The 23,358-nt window shown below is 55.1% G+C and carries 21 protein-coding genes; 9 read left to right on the top strand and 12 right to left on the bottom strand.

All coding sequences use genetic code 11. From position 1 onward, the window contains the following. Positions 1-10: 10 nt before the first annotated feature. From citE to E2L00_RS09275, 5 genes are read right to left on the bottom strand one after another with little or no spacing between them, the layout of a single operon-like run. Positions 11-886 (bottom strand): citrate (pro-3S)-lyase subunit beta, encoded by an 876-nt coding sequence (gene citE, locus E2L00_RS09295; RefSeq protein WP_167610251.1) that lies wholly within the window; start codon positions 884-886, stop codon positions 11-13. Next, positions 883-1,176, bottom strand: coding sequence for a citrate lyase acyl carrier protein (citD, locus tag E2L00_RS09290; RefSeq protein WP_167610248.1), 294 nt, complete (start codon positions 1,174-1,176; stop codon positions 883-885). Before citD ends, citE begins: the two co-directional genes overlap by 4 nt. A 22-nt stretch (positions 1,177-1,198) precedes the next feature. Then, a complete protein-coding gene (gene citC / locus E2L00_RS09285) occupies positions 1,199-2,242 on the bottom strand; it encodes a [citrate (pro-3S)-lyase] ligase (RefSeq protein ID WP_167610245.1) in 1,044 nt (347 codons plus the stop codon). Positions 2,243-2,246: 4 nt separating this feature from the next. Further along, positions 2,247-3,116, bottom strand: coding sequence for a fumarylacetoacetate hydrolase family protein (locus tag E2L00_RS09280; RefSeq protein ID WP_167610242.1), 870 nt, complete (start codon positions 3,114-3,116; stop codon positions 2,247-2,249). Between the two features lie 23 nt (positions 3,117-3,139). Continuing rightward, complete coding sequence (locus E2L00_RS09275) at positions 3,140-4,504, bottom strand: 2-hydroxycarboxylate transporter family protein (RefSeq protein WP_167610239.1); 1,365 nt, start codon at positions 4,502-4,504, stop codon at positions 3,140-3,142. A gap of 295 nt (positions 4,505-4,799) precedes the next feature. On the opposite strand from E2L00_RS09275, the gene E2L00_RS09270 reads away from it, so the two are divergent. Next, positions 4,800-6,437, top strand: a complete 1,638-nt coding sequence (locus E2L00_RS09270; RefSeq protein WP_167610236.1) for an ATP-binding protein — start codon at positions 4,800-4,802, stop codon at positions 6,435-6,437. After that, positions 6,427-7,116, top strand: coding sequence for a response regulator (locus tag E2L00_RS09265; RefSeq protein WP_167610233.1), 690 nt, complete (start codon positions 6,427-6,429; stop codon positions 7,114-7,116). Before E2L00_RS09270 ends, E2L00_RS09265 begins: the two co-directional genes overlap by 11 nt. A 44-nt stretch (positions 7,117-7,160) precedes the next feature. Here E2L00_RS09265 and E2L00_RS09260 read toward each other — a convergent pair whose 3' ends face one another. Beyond that, entirely contained in the window at positions 7,161-8,681 is a 1,521-nt protein-coding gene (locus E2L00_RS09260; RefSeq protein WP_167610230.1) for a methyl-accepting chemotaxis protein, read from the bottom strand. 292 nt (positions 8,682-8,973) lie between these two features. Between E2L00_RS09260 and proP the strand changes: the two genes are divergently transcribed. From proP to ygjG, 7 genes are all read left to right on the top strand, one after another. Beyond that, positions 8,974-10,479 carry a glycine betaine/L-proline transporter ProP gene (gene proP, locus E2L00_RS09255; RefSeq protein WP_167610227.1) on the top strand — a complete coding sequence of 502 codons (1,506 nt, stop codon included), beginning with the start codon at positions 8,974-8,976 and terminating at the stop codon, positions 10,477-10,479. Between the two features lie 190 nt (positions 10,480-10,669). Beyond that, positions 10,670-12,238, top strand: coding sequence for an ABC transporter substrate-binding protein (locus E2L00_RS09250; RefSeq protein WP_167610225.1), 1,569 nt, complete (start codon positions 10,670-10,672; stop codon positions 12,236-12,238). 147 nt (positions 12,239-12,385) lie between these two features. Continuing rightward, positions 12,386-13,435: an ABC transporter permease gene (locus E2L00_RS09245; protein ID WP_167610224.1), complete on the top strand. Its 1,050-nt coding sequence runs from the start codon at positions 12,386-12,388 to the stop codon at positions 13,433-13,435. Then, a complete protein-coding gene (locus tag E2L00_RS09240; RefSeq protein WP_167610221.1) occupies positions 13,435-14,268 on the top strand; it encodes an ABC transporter permease in 834 nt (277 codons plus the stop codon). Before E2L00_RS09245 ends, E2L00_RS09240 begins: the two co-directional genes overlap by 1 nt. Beyond that, positions 14,261-15,097 (top strand): ABC transporter ATP-binding protein, encoded by an 837-nt coding sequence (locus E2L00_RS09235; RefSeq protein ID WP_167610218.1) that lies wholly within the window; start codon positions 14,261-14,263, stop codon positions 15,095-15,097. The genes E2L00_RS09240 and E2L00_RS09235 overlap by 8 nt, the downstream gene beginning before the upstream one ends. Continuing rightward, positions 15,084-15,806, top strand: coding sequence for an ABC transporter ATP-binding protein (locus E2L00_RS09230; protein WP_167610215.1), 723 nt, complete (start codon positions 15,084-15,086; stop codon positions 15,804-15,806). Before E2L00_RS09235 ends, E2L00_RS09230 begins: the two co-directional genes overlap by 14 nt. 241 nt (positions 15,807-16,047) lie before the next feature. After that, positions 16,048-17,442, top strand: a complete 1,395-nt coding sequence (gene ygjG, locus E2L00_RS09225; RefSeq protein WP_201279365.1) for a putrescine aminotransferase — start codon at positions 16,048-16,050, stop codon at positions 17,440-17,442. Positions 17,443-17,592: 150 nt separating this feature from the next. Here the strand turns inward: ygjG and lsrG are convergent, their stop codons facing one another. Genes lsrG through lsrA form a run of 6 tightly spaced genes read right to left on the bottom strand, consistent with a single transcriptional unit; the run spans position 17,593 to position 23,339 of the window. Next, positions 17,593-17,886, bottom strand: a complete 294-nt coding sequence (gene lsrG, locus E2L00_RS09220; RefSeq protein ID WP_167610212.1) for a (4S)-4-hydroxy-5-phosphonooxypentane-2,3-dione isomerase — start codon at positions 17,884-17,886, stop codon at positions 17,593-17,595. Next, positions 17,883-18,773 (bottom strand): 3-hydroxy-5-phosphonooxypentane-2,4-dione thiolase, encoded by an 891-nt coding sequence (lsrF, locus tag E2L00_RS09215; RefSeq protein WP_167610209.1) that lies wholly within the window; start codon positions 18,771-18,773, stop codon positions 17,883-17,885. The genes lsrG and lsrF overlap by 4 nt, the downstream gene beginning before the upstream one ends. An 11-nt stretch (positions 18,774-18,784) precedes the next feature. Next, positions 18,785-19,804, bottom strand: coding sequence for an autoinducer 2 ABC transporter substrate-binding protein LsrB (gene lsrB, locus E2L00_RS09210; protein ID WP_167610206.1), 1,020 nt, complete (start codon positions 19,802-19,804; stop codon positions 18,785-18,787). Then, entirely contained in the window at positions 19,801-20,811 is a 1,011-nt protein-coding gene (gene lsrD, locus E2L00_RS09205; protein WP_236127711.1) for an autoinducer 2 ABC transporter permease LsrD, read from the bottom strand. Before lsrD ends, lsrB begins: the two co-directional genes overlap by 4 nt. Further along, a complete protein-coding gene (gene lsrC / locus E2L00_RS09200) occupies positions 20,812-21,843 on the bottom strand; it encodes an autoinducer 2 ABC transporter permease LsrC (RefSeq protein ID WP_167610203.1) in 1,032 nt (343 codons plus the stop codon). It abuts the gene before it with no gap. Further along, complete coding sequence (gene lsrA / locus E2L00_RS09195; RefSeq protein WP_167610200.1) at positions 21,840-23,339, bottom strand: autoinducer 2 ABC transporter ATP-binding protein LsrA; 1,500 nt, start codon at positions 23,337-23,339, stop codon at positions 21,840-21,842. The genes lsrC and lsrA overlap by 4 nt, the downstream gene beginning before the upstream one ends. Positions 23,340-23,358: the final 19 nt, after the last annotated feature.

Raw genomic sequence — 23,358 nt, 5'->3', positions numbered from 1 at the left:
TGCGTTATCCTTAGCGACGCACGCCTGAAGCCGCAGCGCGTACAAGCACCACCTGCGCATGGTTAATGATCGGCGCGTCGATCATTTTGCCGTTGAGTGACACCACACCCAGTCCGTTGCGTTCGCCTTCTTCAGCAGCGATAATCACGCTTTGGGCGTAGTCCACTTCTTCCTGGGTTGGTGCATAAGCGTTGTGCAGCAACTCAATCTGCCGCGGATTGATCAAAGATTTTCCGTTGAACCCCATCTTGCGGATCAGCTCCACTTCGCGCAGGAATCCCGTTTCGTTGTTAACGTCCGACCACACCACGTCAAAAGCGTCGATTCCAACAGCGCGGGCAGCGTGCAGTACGGCACAGCGGGCATAGAAAAGTTCAGTGCCATCGCCGCGCTCGGTTTGCATATCCATCACATAATCGAAGGCCGCCAGGGCGATACCAATCAGGCGTGGAGAAGAGCGGGCAATCGCTACCGCGTTAATTACCCCGACGGCAGACTCAATCGCGGCCATCAATTTGGTGGAGCCCGGCTCGCGGCCACACTCTTTTTCAATACGCTCCAGATGGGTCTCAAGCAGATAAATATCTTCCGGCGTATCGGTTTTCGGCAGGCGTACCACATCCACACCGGCACGCACGACGGCTTCAAGATCTGCCAGACCAAACGGCGTATTTAGCGGGTTGATGCGCACTACGGTTTCGATATCGCGATACATCGGATGCTGTAGCGCATGGAATACCAGTACGCGGGCGCTATCCTTCTCGCGTAGGGCAACCGCGTCCTCCAGATCGAACATGATGGAGTCGGGGCGATAGATAAAAGCGGTTGAGAGCATGGCGGCATTCGCGCCAGGCAGGAATAACATGCTGCGACGGAGTTTTTTCATTGTAGTTTTTCCCAGTCAATCTGTTCGACGCTGGCGGCTCGCAAAACGGCGCTTTGCAGACGGGCGCGGATCACACAATCCAGGGCCCCTTTATCTTCAAGCACGAAAATTCCTTCCTTCACATCAAGCTGTTGTAGAGTTTGCTGTGCCACGCGGCGAATCTGCTCGCCGAACTGCTTTTGTACTTCGCTATGAATAACAAGGCTAAATTCACCTTCAGCGGGCGAGATCCTTACCAGCAGATCGCTGGATTCGACCGTGCCGGCTAAAGCTTCCTTAACGATTCTCATAAGGCGTTGTCCTGGTCAAAAATTATGCCATCTCCAGCGCATAGTGCTGTTGCAGATGGCTGAAAGTACTTTCGGGAACAATTTCCCGGATACGAGCCATTTGCCGGCTCTTGAGTAACGCGCGCACTTCGGAGGCGGAAATCGCTCTTCCGGCTTCGTGGCATTTACGCGGTAGCTCCACTACCTGTAGCGAGGCAGCGCAGTGGTAGTGCTGTGCCTCCAGCCAGTAGCGCATTGCCTGGTTGTATTGCCGCGTGACGGCGCAGAATGGTTCGCTGCCGACAAAGCGATGGGTGATGCCAAGCGCCGGGCCGACATAGTCACGAAAAATCATTAAATCCATAGCGATCCAGGTCCGATCGATAATCCCGCTATCTTTCAGGAAATAGCCCGGAAAGGTGGCCCGAGAAATCAGATAGTCGGAACCAGGATGTACGATAACGTTCGGTAAATGCGCCACTCCCTGGCGGACCATCTGCCACCGTTCCTCGAAGGGAAAAAATGAAGCGTCTTCGTGCACCACAAACAGATGCAGCCAGTCACAGCGTTCCGCCGCCTGTTCCACCAGCCAGCGATGACCGTGTGTAAACGGATTAGCGTTCATCACCACCGAACCAATACGATTGCCGGGCTTGCGCAGTTTTTCCAGCCCGGCGCAGTAGCGGCTGATACCGATAGGGGTGTTCTCCATTAGCACCGCCGTTTCATCCACCTGCACCAGCGGCCAAAAACCGCTCTGTCGGAAGCGTTCGAGATTGTACGGACGGGTAAACAAAAACAGATGCGCATGCCCGCGCTCCAGCGCAATGTGCTGTATTTCTTCAAGCAACCGGGCGCTAAGGTTTTCACCGCGCCATGTCTCGTCCACCGCTACGCACTTGACGGTGCGCCACGCCAGTCCTGCACATCCCACGATCTTTCTTCCTACCCGACCGGCCACAAATAGCTGTATATCAGTATCCGTACCGAGCTGGTTGCGACCCAGCAAACTGCGGATCTCCGCCAGGTCTTCCGGCTGACGTACGGGATCGATCGTAATAAAGTCGATGGGATTGTGCTGATACATAGAATTAATGCGCCGCCGCGTGAATCGTTTGCGGCGCTCGCGCCTCGACGATCACATTACTAAGGTGACCAATGCGTTCGATCTCCACTTCAATGCGATCCCCCGGCTTCATAAACAGCGGCGGGGTGCGTTTCTTACCGACCCCTCCCGGCGATCCGGTGATGATCACATCGCCCGCGTTCAGCGAGGTGAAAGTGCTGATGTATTCGATCAGATCCGCAACTTTATGGATCATGCTGCTGGTGTTGTCTTCCTGTACCATGCGTCCATTCAGCCACGTGCGTATCGCCAGATTATGCGGATCGCTAATCTCGTCGGCGGTGGTCATCCAGGGGCCGAATGCTCCGGTTTGCGGCCAGTTTTTCCCGGCGGTGAACCAGGTGTGCTGCCAGTCGCGCACCGAACCGTCCATGTAGCAGCTATAACCGGCTACGTGGCTCAGGGCATCAGCGGCAGCGATATTTACCCCGCCTTTGCCGATAATTACCGCCAGTTCTCCTTCATAATCAAATTCACAGGAATGCTGCGGTTTGATGACCGGGCTGTTGTGTCCGGTCTGAGAATCTGCGAAGCGCACAAACAGCGTTGGGGCCGGGTTGTGCTGATCGAATTCTTTACGCTTGTCGGCATAGTTCATGCCGACGCAAAGAATCTTCTCCGGGGATTCGATCACCGGCAGATACGTCACCCGATGAATATCGTGATCCACGCCGAATTTGAGAAACGGTTTAACTTCATCCAACGCATCCGCCGCTAACAGCGCTTTTAAATCCGCATAGCGGGAGCCTAATCGGCGACCGAGGTCTATGATGCCTTCCGGCATGACCACGCCGTAGCTGCGTTGACCCTGTAATAAATAACTCGCGAGTTTCATAACACGTCCTGATTAATCAAAAGTCAGACAAGAAAGTTGCCGAGAACCAGCAGCGCGACCGAGACGTTGATCGCTCCGCCGATGCGGGTGGCAATCTGGGCGAAAGGCATCAGCGCCATACGGTTACCGGCGGTGAGAATGGCGACGTCGCCAGTGCCGCCCTGCCCACTCTGGCAGCAAGAGACAATAGCCACGTCAATCGGATGCATGCCTATCTTTTTCCCGACGAAGAAGCCGGTAGCGACCAGCGTGCCCACGGTGCTGACGATCACCGCAAGGTTGGTGAAGGTGAAAGCATTAACCAGTTCTTCCCACGGCGTGATGGCGACGCCTACGGCAAACAAAATCGGGTAGGTCACAGAGGTCTGGAAGAATTTATAAACCACCTGCGAGCCTTCCAGCATGCGTGGGGAAACGCCGTGGCACAGCTTAATAAGTACGGCAATGAACAGCATGCCAACCGGAGCAGGCAGGCCAATCAGCTTGTGCAACAGCATGCCGACCATGTACAACAGCACCGCCAAAAGTGCGCCAGCAGCAATGGTGGTGACATCCGCTTTACCGCTAAAGACAGAAGAGGACGACGTTTTTTCGGCGCCGTTGGCCTTGCCCGGCATGAGTTCGCCTTCACCGGTCAGGTGCGGGAAGCGTTTTCCCAATTGGTTGAGGCAGCCGGAGATAACAATTGCCGTCAGGCTGCCAAGCATCACGACAGGCAAAATGCGCCCCAGCGCCACGCCTTGCTCCATATGCAGCAGCGTGGCGTAACCTATGGATAGCGGGATCGCTCCTTCTCCCACGCCGCCAGCCATGATCGGCAGGATCAGAAAGAAGAAGATCTGGAACGGCTCAAGGCCCAACGCCAGACCAACGCCCATGCCCACCAGCATCCCCACCACTTCGCCACACAGCATCGGAAAGAAGATGCGCAGAAAGCCCTGTATAAGCGTGGTGCGGTTCATGCTCATGATGCTGCCAACGATAATGCAGCAGATATAGAGATAGAGAATATTGGTGGATTTGTAGAATTTTGTGGTGGAATCCACCACTACGTCCGGTAACCAACCGTAGTAAACCAGCGCGGAAGGGATAAAGGTGGCGCAGATGGCGGCCGCACCCATTTTTCCAATAATTGGCAAGCGCTTGCCGAATTCGCCGCAGGCAAAACCGAAGAACGCCAGCGTGGCCACCATCACCACGATGTCACTTGGCAGTTTGCCGCTCAGGCAGTCTATAACAATCAGAGCTCCTGCTAATATAAACAGCGGCAGCGGAATAATGCCCACCTTCCAGGTATCAAGAATATTCCACCAGCGCTCTTTAAGTGGTGGTTTATTTATATTTATTGCGTTGGGAACTACAGAGTAAGAATCATCGGTCGTGCTCATAATCAAGCCCCTTATTTTAATTTACAGGACCAGACTAAGAGATTAAATCCACGGGTAGTGTGAGGGATAGCAGATTAAAACCGTTAATTTAAAGGTCTCTATGGTTTTAATGGTTTTTATTCCCGCCGTGGTTTTTATGGTTTTTATTGCCTAACTTAAAAAAGCCTTAAACATACCCGCCGCCGGATGAAAATCTCCGTTGCGTGAGATCGTTCAAAGTTTTGGCTAAAGCCACGCAACCTGCGGTGCATCAGTGTTAAGCTGGCATTTGGTTTCTCTGAATAATGCCTGGCCCATGAAAGTTTCCTTTCAAATACGTTTATTTATTTATCTGGTAATATTTTTCTCAGTGTTACTTACCCTTCTGGGAACATATTACTATTTCGACGTCGGCCGTCAGCTCTACCAGGAAATGAGCATCCGCGCAAAAATTCAGGCAGAAGATATCGCCTTAATTCCTTCTCTGCAGCAATCAGTTGAAAGAAAAGATATCCCGGCGATTGATAAGTTTATGAAGCAGATAGTTAGCTATAGCGACGCCAGCTTTATCGTGATTGGCGATAACCGTGGTATTCATCTGTTTCATTCCGTGTTTAAAGACCGGGTGGGAAAGACACTGGTGGGCGGCGATAACGAAGAGGTGTTACAGGGTAAAAGCATCACCACTATCCGCAAAGGCGGATTGGGACTTTCCCTGCGCAGCAAAGCGCCAATTTTTAATCACGACGGTAAGGTGATCGGTATCGTCTCCGTCGGTTATCTGAAGAGCTATCTCGACGATGTAACTTCCAGCAAAGTAATTAATATTCTACTGGCGGCGGCGATCTTGCTGCTGGCGCTGTTTGTTTTTTCATGGTTTTTCACTCGCAGCATTAAAAAGCAGATGTTCTGGCTTGAACCGCGACAAATCAGCCTGCTGGTGCGCCAGCAGAAAGCGATGATGGAGTCTATCTACGAAGGGGTAATCGCCATTGACGATCGCTCGCGTATCGAAGTAATCAACAAGGCGGCGAAAAAGCTGCTGGGGTTGAAGCAGCCTTCACGTGAGATCCGTGGCCGCCACCTGACTGACGTCATTAATCCGATGGCTTTTTTTGATTCCAGTATCATGCTGGCGCGTGATACTCACGACGAGATCTGTACATTCAACGAGTTAAGCGTGATCGCAAGCAGAGTGCGCATCGAACTTGAAGGGAAGCTCCAGGGCTGGGTAATCACTTTCCGCGATCGCAAAGATATCGACAGTCTCAGCTTCCAGCTTAGTCAGGTAAAACGCTACGTGGACAACTTGCGCATCATGCGCCACGAACAGCTAAACCGCATGGCGACGCTGGCTGGTTTACTTCACATGGCACGCTACGACGAGGCGATTCACTATATTAAAGCCCAATCTGAACACGCGCAGGAAGCGCTGGATTTCGTCTCGGCGCGTTTCTGCTCCGCTACGCTGTGCGGCCTGCTATTAGGTAAATATGCCAGAGCGCGGGAAAAGGGCGTAACGCTGGCCTTCGATCCGGCCTGTAGTATGCCACGCATGCCTTCCGCACTACCGGAGTCGGAGCTGATTTCAGTTATCGGCAATCTGCTGGATAACGCCATCGAAGCGACTCAGCGCTCGGAAGGCGATCATGAACCGGTGGAGGTATATATCGTAATGAACGATCGCGAACTGATTATTGAAGTCGCAGACAAAGGCGTGGGAATTGCCCCAGAACTGCGGGAGCATATCTTCACCCCTGGCGTAACTACCAAAACCCACGGCGATCACGGCCTCGGCCTGCATCTTATCGCCAGCTATGTCGCGCTGGCTAAAGGCACAATAGAGGTATCCGACAATCTGCCGCGCGGCACGATTTTCTCAGTATTTATTCCAGACGTTGTTGTTCCGGAGTCCCCCCTTAACCCGACGGAAGCCGTTGATTATGCAACCTGAAATGATAAACGTTCTGATCGTGGAGGATGAGAGCGAACTTGCTCAGCTCCATGCTGAACTGATTGAAAAGCACCCGCATCTAAATCTGGTGGGTATCGCCAGCAGCCTGGCCGACGCCCAACGCCAGCTACGTGACAAACAGCCGCAGCTAATCCTGTTGGATAATTATCTGCCGGACGGCAAAGGTATTACGCTGATTGGCAGCGGTCTGTTGAAGCAGCTCGCCTGCTCGGTGATTTTTATCACCGCCGCCAGCGACATGGATACCTGCAGCCAGGCTATTCGCAACGGCGCTTTCGACTACATCCTCAAGCCCGTATCGTGGAAGCGGCTAAGCCACTCGCTTGAACGCTATGTTAAATTTAACCAGCAGCAACGGGTGTGGAAAGTGGTGGATCAGCAAAATGTCGATAAACTCTACGAATTGCAGGCCAGAAACGCTCCGCTCGATGCGGGGAGTAAGGGGATCGAAGAAAATACCTTAGATCTGGTACAGCGGCTGTTCAGGGAGGATGAGGAGCACCGCCACTTTTCTGTTGATGATGTAGTGAGCGAAACCAGGCTTAGCAAAACCACCGCTCGGCGCTACCTGGAGCACTGCGTGGAGAAGGGTTTTCTCAGCGTGGAGATGCTTTACGGAAAGATTGGCCACCCCCGACGGTTATATAAGCGGAGCTAATAACGTCTGAAGCTGGCGGGATTATCGTTCCCGCCAACCATCGTTTATCCCAATACCGTCACAGCATCCTCAAGGCGTGCAGCCCGATGTTTCACCATCGCGGAGACATGCGCCCCTTCCTCCACCAGCGCAGCATTTTTTCGGGTTACTGCGTCCAGCTCCGCCACCGCGCGGGTTAAGTCTGCCAGCCCATCCGCCTGTTCAGACGTCGCGTTGCTGATCTGTCCCAGAAGCTGGGTGACGTTCTGCACCTGGGAGACGATATCCTGCATGGTGCGTCCCGCCTCGTGAACCCGGACGGTGCCGGACTGCACCTTGCTGGCGCTGGCATCGATTAGCTTGCGGATATCGTTGGCCGCCGCCGCACTGCGGCTTGCCAGGTTTCTGACTTCCCCGGCCACTACGGCAAAACCTTTACCCTGCTCCCCGGCGCGCGCCGCTTCTACCGCAGCGTTAAGCGCCAGGATGTTCGTCTGGAAAGCGATATCGTTAATCAGAGTGGTGATGGAGCCGATGCGCTGGGTACTGTCGGCAATATCATCCATCGTGGTGACGACGGTTTCCATCGCCCGCCCGCCGTGGGCCGCAGCATCGCTGGCTGAGCTGGAAAGCTTATCTGCCGCAGCGGCAGTTTCGGAATTATTCTGCACCGAGGCGGCCATTTGATTCATCGTGGCAACCGTCTGCTGCACGTTGTCTACCGACTGGCGCGTGCGCTCGTTTAACTCGTCGTTACCTTTTGCCAGCGTTTCGCTACCGCTGCGCACGCTTTCGGCCTGATGACTGACATCGTTTACCAACCAGCGACACATCAAACCAAGCTGGCCGATGGCGCGTAGCGTCATACCAATCTCATCGACACGTGCGAGATGATCGATTTTATGACGATCCCCCGTTGCCACCGCCAGCGCCTGGCGAGCGACATTTTCCAGCGGTCGAGCGATTTGCCACTCAAGCAGACCACAGACCAGCGCGGTCGCCAGTGCGCTAATCAGCAGCTGCAGCGTGCTTTGCCCCATCGTTACCGCAGCAATCATCAATACGGCAAACAGCCCTGCCATCATCGTCCGAATGCGCCAGCGCAGGGAAATCGTCGGTAATTTGCCAAACCAGTTTTTACGCAGCACTAATCCTTTAAACAAACGGCGGTTCGCCCGCCCCTCATTCAGAGCCTTATACAACGGTTCCACCGCAGCCACTTCCTCTGGCGTCGCATTAGTACGAATCGACATATAGCCTGTGGTTTTACCCTTGCGAACCACCGGGATAGCGTTGGCGCGAACCCAGTAATGGTCACCATTTTTCCGCCGGTTTTTAATGATGCCGGTCCACGGCTCGCCCTGCTGCAGGGTAAACCACATGTCGGCAAAGGCCGCTTTCGGCATATCCGGATGGCGAACAAGGTTATGTGGAGTACCGGTAAGCTCGTGCAATTCATAGCCGCTGACCTGCACGAAGGAGTCGTTAGCGTGGGTCATGTAGCTTTGTAAATCGGTGGTGGACATCAGGGTGGTATCGTCCTTGAGCAAATATTCTTGCTGTGTGACGGTGGCGCGGGCAGACATAGCAACTCCGTTGTGCAGGTTATCCAGATGTTAATTTTTCTTTATTGATGTTATTTCGGCGCTGCACAAATTTACTTTAGCGGTTAAACTTGACGAAGATCACACTTTTCAACTTAGCCATAGTCTTTATAATGGCTTGCTCGTTGAACGTATTCACTAATAATTTCCTCGGGTTATTAATAAAGATTCGTAATGTGGCTAAGTGCTACAGTTTAGCCATCGAATCGTGACTGGCCCACTACACTTAGTGAGAAGACAGTCTCGCCCCGCAAGGAAAATAAAGAGGATAAGCATGTTAAAAAGGAAAAAGAAAGTCAGGCCTATTAAGGTCAGTGACGTTACCATTATTGACGATAGCCGTCTGAAGAAAGCCATTACCGCAGCCTCGCTGGGCAATGCGATGGAATGGTTTGATTTTGGCGTCTATGGCTTCGTTGCCTACGCGCTCGGTAAGGTTTTCTTCCCGGACGCCAGCCCAAGCGTGCAGATGATTGCCGCCCTCGGGACCTTCTCCGTACCCTTCCTGATTCGTCCTCTCGGCGGTTTGTTCTTCGGCATGCTGGGCGATAAATACGGTCGTCAGAAAATCCTGTCGATAACCATCATCATTATGTCGTTGAGCACCTTCTGCATTGGCCTTATTCCGTCGTACGAGACTATCGGTATCTGGGCGCCAATCCTGTTGTTGCTTGCAAAAATGGCGCAGGGTTTCTCGGTGGGCGGTGAATACACCGGGGCTTCTATCTTCGTCGCTGAATACTCCCCGGACCGTAAACGTGGGTTCATGGGAAGCTGGCTCGACTTTGGCTCCATTGCCGGTTTCGTCTGTGGTGCGGGCGTGGTGGTGTTGATTAGCGCTATCGTCGGGGAAGCGAACTTCCTTTCCTGGGGCTGGCGTTTACCGTTCTTCCTGGCGCTGCCGCTGGGGATTATCGGCCTGTATTTGCGTCATGCTTTAGAAGAAACGCCGGCGTTCCAGCAGCATATCGATAAGCTGGAACAGGGCGATAAAGAAGGCCTGGCCGAAGGGCCTAAAGTCTCCTTTAAAGAGATTGCCACCAAACACTGGCGCAGCCTGCTGACCTGTATCGGGATCGTTATCTCTACCAACGTGACCTATTACATGCTGCTTACCTATATGCCAAGCTATCTCTCCCACAATCTGCATTATTCCGAAGAACATGGCGTGCTGATAATCATCGCCATTATGATCGGGATGCTGTTCGTGCAGCCGATGATTGGCCTGCTGAGCGACCGTTATGGCCGCCGTCCGTTTATTATTTTCGGCAGCATAGCGCTGCTGTTATTTGCTATTCCCGCCTTTACGCTGATTAACAGCAACGTGCTGGGGCTGATATTTGCCGGTCTGCTGATTCTGGCGGTTATTCTTAACTCCTTTACCGGCGTTATGGCATCTACCCTGCCCGCGATGTTCCCTACGCATATTCGTTACAGCGCGCTGGCCAGCGCGTTTAACATTTCCGTGCTGGTTGCCGGGCTGACGCCTACGCTTGCGGCCTGGCTTGTGGAATCTACCGAAAACCTGATGATGCCGGCTTATTATCTGATGGTTATCGCCGTTATCGGCCTGGTGACCGGGCTTATGATGAAAGAGACCGCTAACAAGCCGCTTAAAGGCGCAACGCCTGCTGCTTCTGATATTGAGGAAGCACGTGAAATCGTGCAGGAGCATCACGATAATATCGAGCAGAAGATCGAAGACCTGGATCGTGAAATTGAAGCTTTGCAGGCGAAACGTAGTAATCTCGTGCAGCAACACCCGCACATCAACGAATAATTTCTTGAGCGTTATCAACGCCGGGCCATTGCCCGGCGTTTTTGTTTGCATATGGCGGAACATTTTTGGTTATATCTTATTTTTATAAGAAAAGACATTTTTGGACTTTGTGAATAGTTCTGCGTCACCTAACGTAAACAGGCCAAAAATAACAACCCATAATAATCCTTCCTTTTATGCAGGGTGCATCATGCAAAGAAAAGTTCTGCCGTTACTGTTGCTGGCTGCCTTATCCGCAAGCAGCTTTGCCGCTACACCGCCAAATACTTTAGTTGTTGCCCAGGGCCTGGACGATATCGTCAGCCTCGATCCGGCTGAAGCTAATGAACTTTCCAGTATTCAAACCGTGCCAAGCCTGTATCAGCGCCTGGTGCAGGCCGATCGTGAAGACCCGGCGAAAGTTGTCCCGGTGCTGGCAGAAAGCTGGCAGGGTGATGCCGCGAATAAAAAGCTGACAATTAAACTGCGGCCGGACGCTAAATTTTCCTCCGGCAATCCATTGCGCCCGGAAGATGTGATCTTCTCTTATACCCGCGCGGTTACGTTGAATAAGTCGCCAGCCTTTATCCTTAACGTGCTGGGCTGGCAGCCGGACAACATCGCAGGCCAGCTAAAAAAAGTGGATGACCACACGCTGGAGCTGCACTGGACGGCAGACGTCAGCCCGGCCGTCGCACTGAACATTCTTTCCACGCCGATTGCCTCTATCGTGGATGAAAAAGCCGTTGCGCCGAATGCCAAAGCCGATGATTTTGGCAACGAGTGGCTGAAGATGCACTCCGCGGGCAGCGGCCCGTTTAAAATGCGCGTTTACCAGCCGCATCAGGCCATCGTGCTGGACGCTAACCCAACATCTCCGGGCGATGCGCCGAAAGTTAAAAACATCATTATTAAAAACGTGCCCGATCCTGCGGCTCGTCGGCTGCTTATCCAGCAAGGCGACGCGGACATTGCCCGTGACCTGGGTGCGGATCAGACCAGCGCGCTGGCAGGCAAACCCGGCGTTAAGGTGCTTAGCATTCCTTCCGCCGAACAAAACTATATGGTGTTCAACGTGGGTAACAACGCCAATCCACTGCTGAAAAATCCGGCCTTGTGGGAAGCGGCGCGTTATCTGGTGGATTACGAAGGTATTACCAAAGACCTGCTGAAAGGCCAGTATTTTGTCCATCAAAGCTTCCTGCCGGTCGGTTTTGCCGGGGCGCTCGATAACAACCCGTTCAAATTCGATCCGGCCAAAGCGAAAGAAATTCTCGCCAAAGCGGGGATTAAAGACGCGCACTTCACCCTTGATGTGGAAAACAAACCGCCGTTTATCACCATCGCTCAGTCCATGCAGGCAAGCTTTGCCCAGGGCGGCGTGAAGATCGATCTGCTGCCGGCAGCGGGCAGCCAGGTATACGCGCGCGTTCGTGCTAAACAGCATCAGGCGGCAATCCGTCTGTGGATCCCGGACTATTTTGATGCTCACTCTAACGCCAGCGCCTTTGCCTTTAACGACGGTAAAGCGAGCACCGTTGCGGGCCTGAACGGCTGGCAGATCCCGGCGCTAAATAAACAAACGCTGGCGGCAGTTGCAGAAGCCGACCCGGCCAAACGCCTGGATATCTATAAGCAAATCCAGCAAGAATTGCAGCGTAGTTCCCCGTATGTGTTTGTCGATCAGGGGAAAACCCAAATTGTAGTGCGGGAAAATGTGAAGGGCTATCAGCAGGGGCTGAATGCGGATATGGTGTATTACGATCGCGTGAGTAAGTAACTTATTCCCCTCGCCCTCTCCCCAAAAGGGAGAGGGATCTGGATCGAATTTTTCCTCCCCAAACGAACGAAAGGTTTCCTTTCTCCCTCTTCCTTTCAGAGAGGGCCGGGTGAGGGTAAAAACTCACTACAACAACAAGAGCTTCACATGTCAGACGTCTCTCTTTTACCAGCAGCGGGGCGATTACGCCGCCCGCTTCTGACCTTATTGCAGGGCCTGATTACCCTGGCGCTTACGCTTATCGGCCTGCTGCTTATCACCTTTGCTCTTTCAGCGCTTTCGCCAGTCGATCGCGTGCTGCAAATCGTAGGCGATCATGCAAGCCAGGCCACGTACGATCAGGTGAGCCATCAGCTAGGGCTGGACAGGCCTCTGCCCGTGCAGTTCTGGCACTATCTGACTCGTCTCGCGCATGGCGATTTAGGCACCGCCAGCGCCACCGGCCAGCCCGTACTGCGGGACCTGCTCTCAACCTTTCCCGCCACGCTTGAACTCGCTACTCTCGCGCTGATTATCGGCAGCGTGCTGGGCGTGATTTTTGGCGTGCTCTGCGCGCGGTTCGTCGGCTCGGCATGGGATCTGGCGGTGCGTACATTTACCCTGCTCGGTAACTCTGTGCCGATCTTCTGGCTGGGCCTGCTGATGCTGGCGCTGTTTTACGCGCGCCTGCAATGGAGCGCTGGGCCCGGGCGACTCGACGATATTTATCAGTACAGCGTGGAAGCCAAAACCGGCTTTGTGCTGATTGATACCTGGCTTTCCGATGACCGCGACGCGTTCTTCAATGCCATCAATCATCTTGTGCTGCCGGTGCTTCTCCTCGCCTATTACTCGCTGGCAAGCATCACCCGCCTGACGCGCACCGCCTGCCTGAGCGAGATGAACAAAGAATATATTACCCTCGCCAGAGCCAAGGGCGCGGGTGAAATGACAATTCTGCTACGACACGTGCTGCCCAACATTCGCGGCACGCTGTTCACGGTCATTGCGCTGGCCTACACCTCAATGCTGGAAGGCGCGGTGCTAACGGAAACCGTCTTTTCCTGGCCGGGCATCGGGCGTTATTTAACAACCGCGCTTTTTGCCGGGGATACCACCGCCATTATGGGCGGCACGCTGGTTATTGGCGTGTCGTTTGTCATCATCAATAATCTGACTGACGTGCTGGTGCGTGTCACCGATCCGAGGGTGCGCTAATGCCGTCTTATCTCTTTTTACGCCGAATGCTGCGCTCGCCTGCGGCACTTTGTGGCCTGCTGATTATCGCGCTGCTGATGCTGATTGCCCTGCTTGCCCCGCTGCTCGCGCCGTTCGATCCTAACTGGCAGGATGCTGCCGCCCGTCTGCAATCGCCAAACGCGCAGCACTGGCTCGGGACTGACAGTTACGGCCGCGATTTGCTGTCGCGCCTGCTGTACGGCTCGCGCCCCGCTCTCGGCCTGGTCCTGCTGGTGACGGTGATAACTTTGCCGGTTGGGTTGCTGGTCGGCATTCTTTCCGGTTATTACGGCGGCTGGCCGGAGCGCGTGCTGATGCGTTTTACCGATGTTGTAATGTCGATGCCGCGCCTGATTCTGGCGTTCGCTTTTGTAGCGATGCTCGGGCCAGGGCTTGTGAATGGCGCTCTGGCACTGGCGCTGACAACCTGGCCTGCCTACGCGCGCCAGGCCCGCAGTGAAATTCAGCGCCTGCGTCACAGCGACTATCTTGCCGCGGCAGAAATGATGGGCATTCGCGGCCTGCGTTTGCTTGCCGGACATATCCTCCCCCTGTGTCTGCCTTCAGCGATCGTGCGCCTTGCGCTCGATCTGGCGGGCATTATTCTGGCGGCTGCGGGCTTAGGATTTCTGGGTCTTGGCGCAAGGCCGCCAATGGCGGAATGGGGGGCGATGATCGCCGACGGCATGCAGGTCATTTTCGATCAATGGTGGATCGCGGCTATTCCCGGCACCGCCATTCTGATAGCAAGCCTTGCATTTAATCTGCTGGGCGATGGATTACGCGACGTGCTGGAGCCAGGCCATGACTGAGAATCGTATTGAAGTCTGTAACTTAAACATCGATTATCCCGGCGCGCGCGTGGTAAATGGCCTCTCGTTTACGCTTGGCAATGAACGCCTGGCGCTGGTGGGTGAGTCCGGCTCGGGTAAATCCATGACGGCACGCGCGCTGATGGGGCTGGTGCGCAGGCCGGGCAAAGTAAGCGCCGGGCAGCTTAACGTTCTGGGCAATAATCTACTAACTATGAAAAACCGTCACTGGCAAAAACTGCGCGGCAATGACATCGCCATGGTTTTACAGGACCCACGCTACGCGCTAAATCCGGTGAAAACCGTCGCCCAGCAGATTGATGAGGCTTTGCACCTGCATCAAAAACTCTCGTCCAGCCAGCGCCGGGAAAGGATTGGTGAAGTAGTTAACGCCGTAGGCTTGCAGAACAACGTGCTGGCCCGCTACCCGGCGGAGCTTTCTGGCGGTATGGGACAGCGCGTGATGATCGCCATCGCGCTGGTTAACAATCCAAAAGTGCTGATTGCTGACGAACCAACCTCGGCGCTGGACGCGCGCCTGCGTAACCAAATTCTTGAACTGCTGGTGGAGCAGTGCGAACAACGCCAGATGGCGATGCTGCTGATCAGCCACGATCTGCCGCTGGTGGCAGAACATTGCCAGCGCGTGCTGGTGATGTATCAGGGGCAAAAAGTCGACGAAATGGCAGCAAATTCCCTTTCCACCGCGGTTCATCCATACACCCGTACGTTGTGGACCTGCCGTCCGAATGCCGCCACTTACGGCACGATGCTGCCAACGCTTGACCGCACTCAGAACCTGCAAGGAGAAAACCATGGCAATCGTTGAGGTAAAAAATCTTTGCGTACGGTTTGCCGCAAAAGGCCTGGTCAAGACGGCCGTCAGCAACGCGAGCTTTGTCATTAATGAAGGTGAGACGTTCAGTTTAATTGGCGCGTCCGGCTGCGGAAAATCCACTATTCTACGTGTCCTGGCAGGCTTGTTGCGTGAATGGCAAGGCGAAGTAAAACTTTTGGACGGTGCCATTCAGCCCGGCGTGCGTTTTCAGGGGGAGTTACGTCGCAACGTGCAAATGGTGTTTCAGGACCCTTACGCGTCGTTGCACCCCAACCACACGCTTTACCGCACGCTGGCGGAACCGCTGGCTATTCACCGGGAAACACAAATTGCCGCTCGCGTTGAAGAGGCGCTGGTTCAGGTTGGATTACCGGCAGACGCGGCAAAGCGCTACCCGCACCAGCTTTCTGGTGGTCAACGCCAGCGCGTTGCCATTGCTCGCGCGCTGCTGCTGCGACCCAAAATCCTGCTGCTGGACGAACCAACCTCTGCGCTGGATATGTCCGTCCAGGCTGAAATACTCAATCTTCTTAATCGCCTGAAACAGCAATTCGGTATGACCTATCTGCTGGTCAGCCACGACGCGGACGTGATAGCCCATATGTCTGACCGTGCGGCTTACATGTCAGGCGGCAGCATTCAGCATGAGTACGACCGCGCGGCTCTGGTTCGTGGCGACCATCGAATGGACGCGGCGTAAAAAAACGCACGGCTATCGAGCATCACGCACAGCAGTAGTGCGATAACCCCCGCTGGCACTTTTCTGGTGCCAGAATCCCAGCATTAAATTACGCAAAACCTTTCAGGATGTGATTAATTATTGAGCTATCCGCGTTTCGTCCGGTGGTTTATCCTGATTTCGCCGCCGGACGGCGAAATGGCGTATTCCCTGCAATACTTATTTCGTGTATCGCGTGATACGCCATTCCCAGGAGCATATTTTGAACAGGTTACCTTCCAGCGCCTCGGCGCTTGCCTGCACGGCGCATGCACTTAACATTATCGAAAAGAAGTCACTTAACCATGAGGAGATGAAAGCACTAAACCGAGAGGTTATCGACAGTTTCCAGCAGCATGTTAATCCGGGTTTTCTTGAGTATCGTAAGTCTGTAACCGCCGGCGGGGATTACGGAGCCGTAGAGTGGCAAGCGCGCAGTCTGAATACGCTTGTCGACACCCAGGGGACGGAGTACCTCGATTGCCTGGGCGGGTTCGGCATCTTTAACGTGGGGCACCGTAATCCAACAGTGGTTTCCGCCGTACAGCATCAGCTCGAAAAACAACCCCTGCATAGCCAGGAACTGCTCGACCCGCTACGGGCGATGCTGGCCAAAACTCTCGCAACGCTTACGCCAGGTAAACTGAAGTACAGCTTCTTTAGTAACAGCGGAACAGAATCGGTCGAAGCGGCGATTAAGCTCGCTAAGGCATACCAGTCACCGCGAGGGAAATTTACCTTTATCGCCGCCAGCGGCGCGTTTCATGGCAAATCTCTCGGCGCATTGTCTGCTACGGCAAAATCTGCCTTCCGCAAACCTTTTATGCCTTTGCTGCCGGGCTTCCGTCACGTGCCTTTTGGCAATATCGACGCGTTACGTACAATGCTCAGCGAATGTCATAAAACTGGCGATGATGTCGCAGCCGTTATTCTGGAACCTATCCAGGGTGAAGGCGGCGTAATTCTGCCGCCGACAGGTTATCTGCCTGCCGTTCGTAAGCTTTGTGATGAGTTTGGCGCGCTGCTGATTTTCGACGAAGTGCAAACCGGCATGGGCCGCACCGGCAAAATGTTCGCCTGCGAACATGAAAACGTGCAGCCGGATATTTTATGCCTCGCCAAAGCGCTCGGCGGCGGCGTGATGCCGATTGGCGCGACGGTTGCTACAGAAGAAGTCTTCTCGGTGCTGTTTGCTAATCCTTTCCTGCATACCACCACCTTTGGCGGCAACCCGCTGGCCTGTGCCGCAGCGTTAGCCACCATCCATGTTCTGCTTGAGCAAAATCTCCCCGCTCAGGCCGCGCAAAAAGGACAGCTTTTAGTGGATGGTTTCCAGGCCCTCGCCCGCGAGTTCCCGGAAATGGTTGTGGAAGCGCGGGGACAAGGCTTGCTGATAGCCATCGAGTTTAGCGACAACGAAACCGGCTATAACTTTGCCAGCGAAATGTTCCGCCAGCAGGTGCTGGTCGCCGGAACGCTCAACAACTCGAAAACGATTCGAGTAGAGCCTCCGCTAACCATCACGCCTGAGCAGTGCGAACATGTGTTGAGCTGCGCGAGGAAAGCGCTGCAAGGACTGCGCGTAGCACAGCGCGAAATGCTCGAAGCTGAGGAGTAATTCCTTCTAACCCTCTCCCTTAAGCCCTTAAGGGAGAGGGATCGGACCGGGCGACGTTCTTCCTCAAGGGAGAGGTTCCGGACCTTTTAATTTCTCCCGCTCCTGGGGAAGAGAGCCGGGATAAGGGCGTCCCGGCCCGCAAACCATCGCCTACTCCGGCAGCAGCCCGACAAAACTCCGCTTCTTACGCGGCTCCGACATCATCTCGTCCAGCTTTTCAACGCATGCCAGGTAATGCGGCGTTTGCTTGTGCGCCAGCACTGCCTCATCATTTTGATAAGCCTCGTAGATAAAAAATCGCGTGGGGACTTGCGGGTCCTGCAAAACGTCAAACCGCAGGTTGCCAGGCTCTTTGATTGAGCCTTCGTGGTTGGCGCGGAACACGTCCAGAAACGCGTTTACCCTCTCCGGCTTGATATTGATCTCGACCAGCGTGACGTTCATGCCCTGCCTCCGTGATGTTTTTCATCCAGCCAGAACTGGTAGGCAAGGCGTGCGGACATATTCTCATGCACGACTTTTTTCACCGCTTTTAGCATAGCGAGCGGCGCTTCAGACTGGAAAATATTACGTCCCATATCCACGCCGGATGCGCCCTGATCGATGGCCCGGAAGCACATCTCCAGCGCTTCCTGTTCCGGCAATTTTTTCCCGCCGGCGATAACAATCGGCACCGGACAGCTGGCGGCCACTTTCTCGAAGCCTTCTTCCACAAAATAGGTTTTCACAAACTGCGCGCCAATTTCGGCAGCGATGCGGCTGGCCAGCGAAAAATAACGCGCGTCACGTGCCATCTCTTTACCCACGCCGGTTACGGCAAGGGTTGGAATGCCATAGCGCGTGCCTTCATCCACCAGCTTGATGATATTGTTGATTGACTGGTGCTCGTACTCGCTGCCGATATAAATTTGCGCCGCTACCGCGCAGGCGTTAAGCCGCAAGGCGTCTTCCATCGTCACCGCCACGCTTTCACGCGAGAGTTCGCTGAGGATAGAGTTCCCGCCGGATGCGCGCAGCACCACGGGTTTATTAGTCGCAGGCGGCACAACGCTGCGTAGAATGCCGCGTGTACACATCAACACGTCGGTTTCTTCGAACAGCGGCGCGATGGATAAATCGATACGTTCAAGGCCCGTGGTCGGCCCCTGAAAATAGCCATGGTCGAACGCCAGCATCACGGTGCGGCCGGTATCAGGATTGAAGATGCGCGCCAGACGTGACTGCATGCCCCAGTCCAGCGCGCCGCTGCCCTTCAGGTAAAACGCTTTGTTTTCCTGCGGGCGGCCAATGCCGTAATCTTTTCCTTCCCGGATATCGTCAAGATCTGCCATTATTTTCTCCCTCAGAAGTCGTATTTGCCGATATTTTCTTTCGTGAACACCACGCGTTCCGGCAGCAGCACGATGCCGTTGCCTTTTGCTTCATACTGGTATCCCTGAACGCTGTTCGGCTCCACTTTCAGCGTGCCGATTTTCGCCACTTCAACGCTGTCGCCGACGTTAAGATCGCCCTTTTTCAGCATCGTATTTGCGACGTTCACCGCAATTTCACCCTGCTGAACCACGTCCCACAGGCCAAAGGCTTTTACCGTGCCGCGCTCAACGTAAGGCCGCATGACGTTCGGCGTGCTGAAACCAACGATGGCGACGTCGGTCCGTTTGAGGTTTTCCGCCGCTTGCGCCGCGGCGGGCAGCGCGTTGGCATCCGGCGCAATAATCGCATCAAGATCCGGGTACGCCTTCAGGATCCCTTCTGCCGTTTGCAGGGATTTCGTGGCATCGTTATAGCCAAACTGCGTGGTGACAATCTCCCACTGCGGGTGATCTTTGGCGATCTTCGCTTTCGCCTCTTTCACCCACTGGTTTTGATCGGTCACGGTTGGGCTTGAGTAGAAGAACGCTACTTTGGCGGCAGGTTTCGTCACCTGTTTTGTCGCCATATCCACCAGCATGCCGCCGAGCTGCTGCGGCGTACCCTGGTCGATATAAATGCTGCGGCATTCCGGTTTGGTATCCGAATCCCACGTCAGCACTTTTACGCCGCGCTGCATGGCGCGTTTAAGCGCCGGACACAGGCCGTCTGGCGAAACCGCTGACAGGATAATCGCGTTGTAGCCCTGGTTGACGAAGTTATTGATGAGCTGCACCTGCCCGGAGACGCTCGGCTCGGTCGGCCCGTCGTAGGTGACCGGCACGCCAAGATCTTTACCCGCCTGCATTGCACCGTTGCCGCCGCTGGTAAAGAAGCCCACGCCGACCAGTTTCGGGATAAAGGCAATACGATCGGCGGCCTGCGCGGCGATCGCCCCAAAGGCTAAAGCCAGCGCACTGAGTTGCAGGGCGCGTTTTGCTGTCTGCTTCATATCAAACTCCCGTTAGTTTTCCTGTGACCGCGCAGGCGACGCCATGCCGCCTGGAGATAATCGCGGTGCAAACTCACCGAACGACCAATGACTACCACAATCAACAGCGCACCGGACAACGCGCTCGATACCTGATTAGGCACGCCAATCATCTGTAAACCCTGTTGCAGATAACCCACCAGCAGCGCCGCCAGCGCGGTGCCCAGAATCGATCCGGAACCGCCGTAAATATTCGCCCCGCCAAGCACGGCTGCGGTCAGCGCAGGCATCAACAGATCGCGCCCTAAATCCGAGCGCGCCGAACCGAAATAAGACACCAGCACGATGGCCGCAATGGCTGAGGCCAGGCCAACCATGCCGTATACACCGTACAGCGAACCGTTTACCGGCAGCGCCGCATAGCGCGCCGCACGCGGATTTTGCCCAATCAAAAAGATGTGGCGGCCAAAACGAGCGCGATGGGTAAGCAGCCAGAACAGCAGGGTAATAACCGCAAACGTCACCAGCGGAATCGGCAGGCCGAACAGCGTGAGGTTAGCGAAATTGGTAAAAGCATCCGGGAAGCCGCCAATGCCTTCGTATCCTGTCGCCCCTGCCATACCGGAGAGCAAAAGCGCGCCGCCGCCGAACAGATACAGCGTGCCGAGCGTGATAACCAGCGGGCTGATACCGGTGTAGTGAATGAGCGCGGCGTTAAACAATCCGCACAGCAGACCGACGGCGAGCGTAAGAATAACCGCCAGCGTTATGGGAAATCCCGCCTGTAACATCACGCCCAGCGCGATGGCGCACAGGCCGATGGTGGAGCCGAGCGATATGTCGATACCGCCGCTGATAATCACCAGCGTCAGCGGCAGAGCAACAATGCCGATGCAGATAAAATCACTGGTGCTGAACAGCAGCATATTGATATCCAGCATACGAGGATTTACCGCGCCAAACAGCAGGATCTCCGCAACCAGAATCAGCAGCAGCGCGACTTCCCAGTTAAGTTTCATTTTCGTCATTTACGCCACATCCTTCTTCTTACGGGGAAAAGCGCGAACGTTCTTTGCGCCGGGTAAAGGCGGCACAAACCGGCTGTATTTCTGCGCCCGCTGATGGCGAGCCAGCGCCTGACGCAGGCGGCCATCCAGCACCAGTACGCCGAGCAACACCAGGCCCGCGATAAAGTCGTTCCACCATGCCGGGAGCTTGAAGAGCACCAAAACGGTATCGATTTGCGTCAGGAAGAACGCGCCGAGAAAGGCGCCAATTACCGTACCGGTGCCGCCCAGCAGTGAAATACCGCCGAGCACGCAGGCGGCAATGGCTTTCATCTCCAGCCCGCTGCCGGTCTGGTTTGGCACAAAGCCAATTTGCGAGGCGAAGATAATTCCGCCGATCGCCGCGAGCATGCCGTTGAAGGTAAAAGCTAAAAGTCGCGTGCGGTTTACCGCAACACCCAGCTGACGGGCGGCAGCGAGGTTATCGCCTACCGCGTAAAAATCTCGTCCGAAAGCCGTTCTTGCCAGTATCCAGGCGGCGACAGCGACCAGGAGCAGCACCAGCATGCCAAGAGGGGACACGCCCAGCGCGACGGGTTCCGACAGCAATTTAAGGCTGGCCGGCAGCCCTTCAATCCATTTCCCGCCCGTCCACAGCAGCATGCCGCCGCGATAAAGCCCGAGCGTGCCAAGCGTGGCGACAATCGCCGGAATGCGCAGCCAGACAACCAGCACGCCGTTGAAGAAACCCGCCAGCGCGCCCGTCGCCAGCGCAAATAGCATCGCCACCGGCAGGCTGTAACCGTTGTTTAGCGCCATCCCAACGGCAATGGCACACAGGCCAACGGTTGAACCCACGGACACGTCAATATTGCGCGTCAGCATTACCATCGTGGCGCCTACGGCCAGCAGGATCAGGATCTGCGCGCTGGTGAAGATCATGCTTAGCGTTTGCAGGCTGAAGTAGCTGTGGTTCAACGCGACCAGCACCGCAAATAAAGCGAGGATCGCAAGTAGCGCGCTCAGCTCGCGGTTTTTCAGCAGTTTTTTCATGCTCTACCTCCGCCAAATGCCATGCTCATCATGCGATCGACGTTAATTGAGGGCTTACGTAACTCGCCGTTCATCGCTCCCTGATGCATCACCAGCACGCGATCCGCCAGACCAACAAACTCATCAAGATCGCTGGAAATCATCAGCACCGCCACGTTCTGTGCCGCCACGCTTTTAATAAGCTGATAGATATCGGCCCGGGCCGCCACGTCCACGCCTCGCGTAGGTTCATCGACGATAAGCAATAAGGGATTAGCCTCCAGACAGCGCGCCAGCAGAACTTTTTGCTGATTGCCGCCGGAGAGCGTGCGCACCGTCTGTTCGGCATTATTGAATTTGATGCCCAAAGCCCGGTGATAGCGTTCGACAACCGCCGCTTCCCGCTGATCCTGCTGCCAGACGCTCGGCTCATTAAGCGCCACGGTATTCCAGCGGATCGGCGCATCAAGAAACAGCCCGGAGACCTGGCGATCTTCCGGCAGATAGATAAGCCCGCGATCGAGCCGGGATTTTGTGCTATCGCCGCTAATTTGACGATTTTCGAGATAGATCTGGCCGCCGCGCACGGGCCGCAGGCCGTAAAGCGTTTCCGCAAGCTCGGTACGGCCCGAACCCACCAGCCCCGCAAGGCCAACGATCTCTCCCGCGTAGAGTTCAAAACTCAGGTCGATAAAACCTTCGCCGGTCAGCTCTTCCACACGCAGCACCGGAAAATCCTGTGGTTCGGTACGACGATTGCCCGGCAGCGCCAGCCACAGTTTTTGCGTGTCGCTCAGCGCGTGCTGGCGGTTAATCGGCGTCATGGCGTTGATCAGTTGCTCATCCAGCAGTTGCGCCGTTTCGCCATGCAGCACAACCGCGCCGTCGCGCATCACGGAAATATGGCTGGAGATTTTGCGGATCTCCGGCAGCTTGTGGGAGATAAAAACAATGCCGACTGCGAGATCCTGTAAAGCGCGAATCTGACGGAATAGCCGTTCGGTTTCGCCCGGCGTTAGCGATGCGGTGGGTTCATCAAGGATCAGGATTTTCGCTTCGCGCATCAGACCGCGCAGGATCTCCACCATCTGCTGATCGGCCACCTCCAGCGTGCTGGCTGGCGCATGCAGCGGGATCTGGCATTCAAGCTGGCGCATCTTTTCCCGTAAACGGCTGTCTGCATCGCGGCTGGCCGGCAGGCGAAACAGGATGTTTTCCCGCACCGTCAGGTTCGGAAAGAGCATCGGCTCCTGCGGCACCAGATAGATACCCAGATCGTGCGCCTGCCCCGGCGTAAGTCGGCCAAAGGCTTTGCCGCGCACTTTCAGTTCACCGCGATCCGGCGTCTCCACGCCCGCGATGATCTTCATTAATGTCGACTTCCCTGCCCCGTTGCCGCCGAGCAATGCATGAACCTGTCCCGCATAAAGCGCAAAATCGATGCCCTTCAGGACGCTCACGCCCGAGAACTGCTTGCTGATCTTGCAGGCTTCCAGTACGGCGGTGGTATTGTGCATTTTCACTCCACAATTGAAC

Source organism: Cedecea colo (assembly GCF_011808225.1).
GTDB lineage: Bacteria > Pseudomonadota > Gammaproteobacteria > Enterobacterales > Enterobacteriaceae > Dryocola > Dryocola colo.
This window is presented reverse-complemented; position numbering and strand designations above follow the sequence as displayed.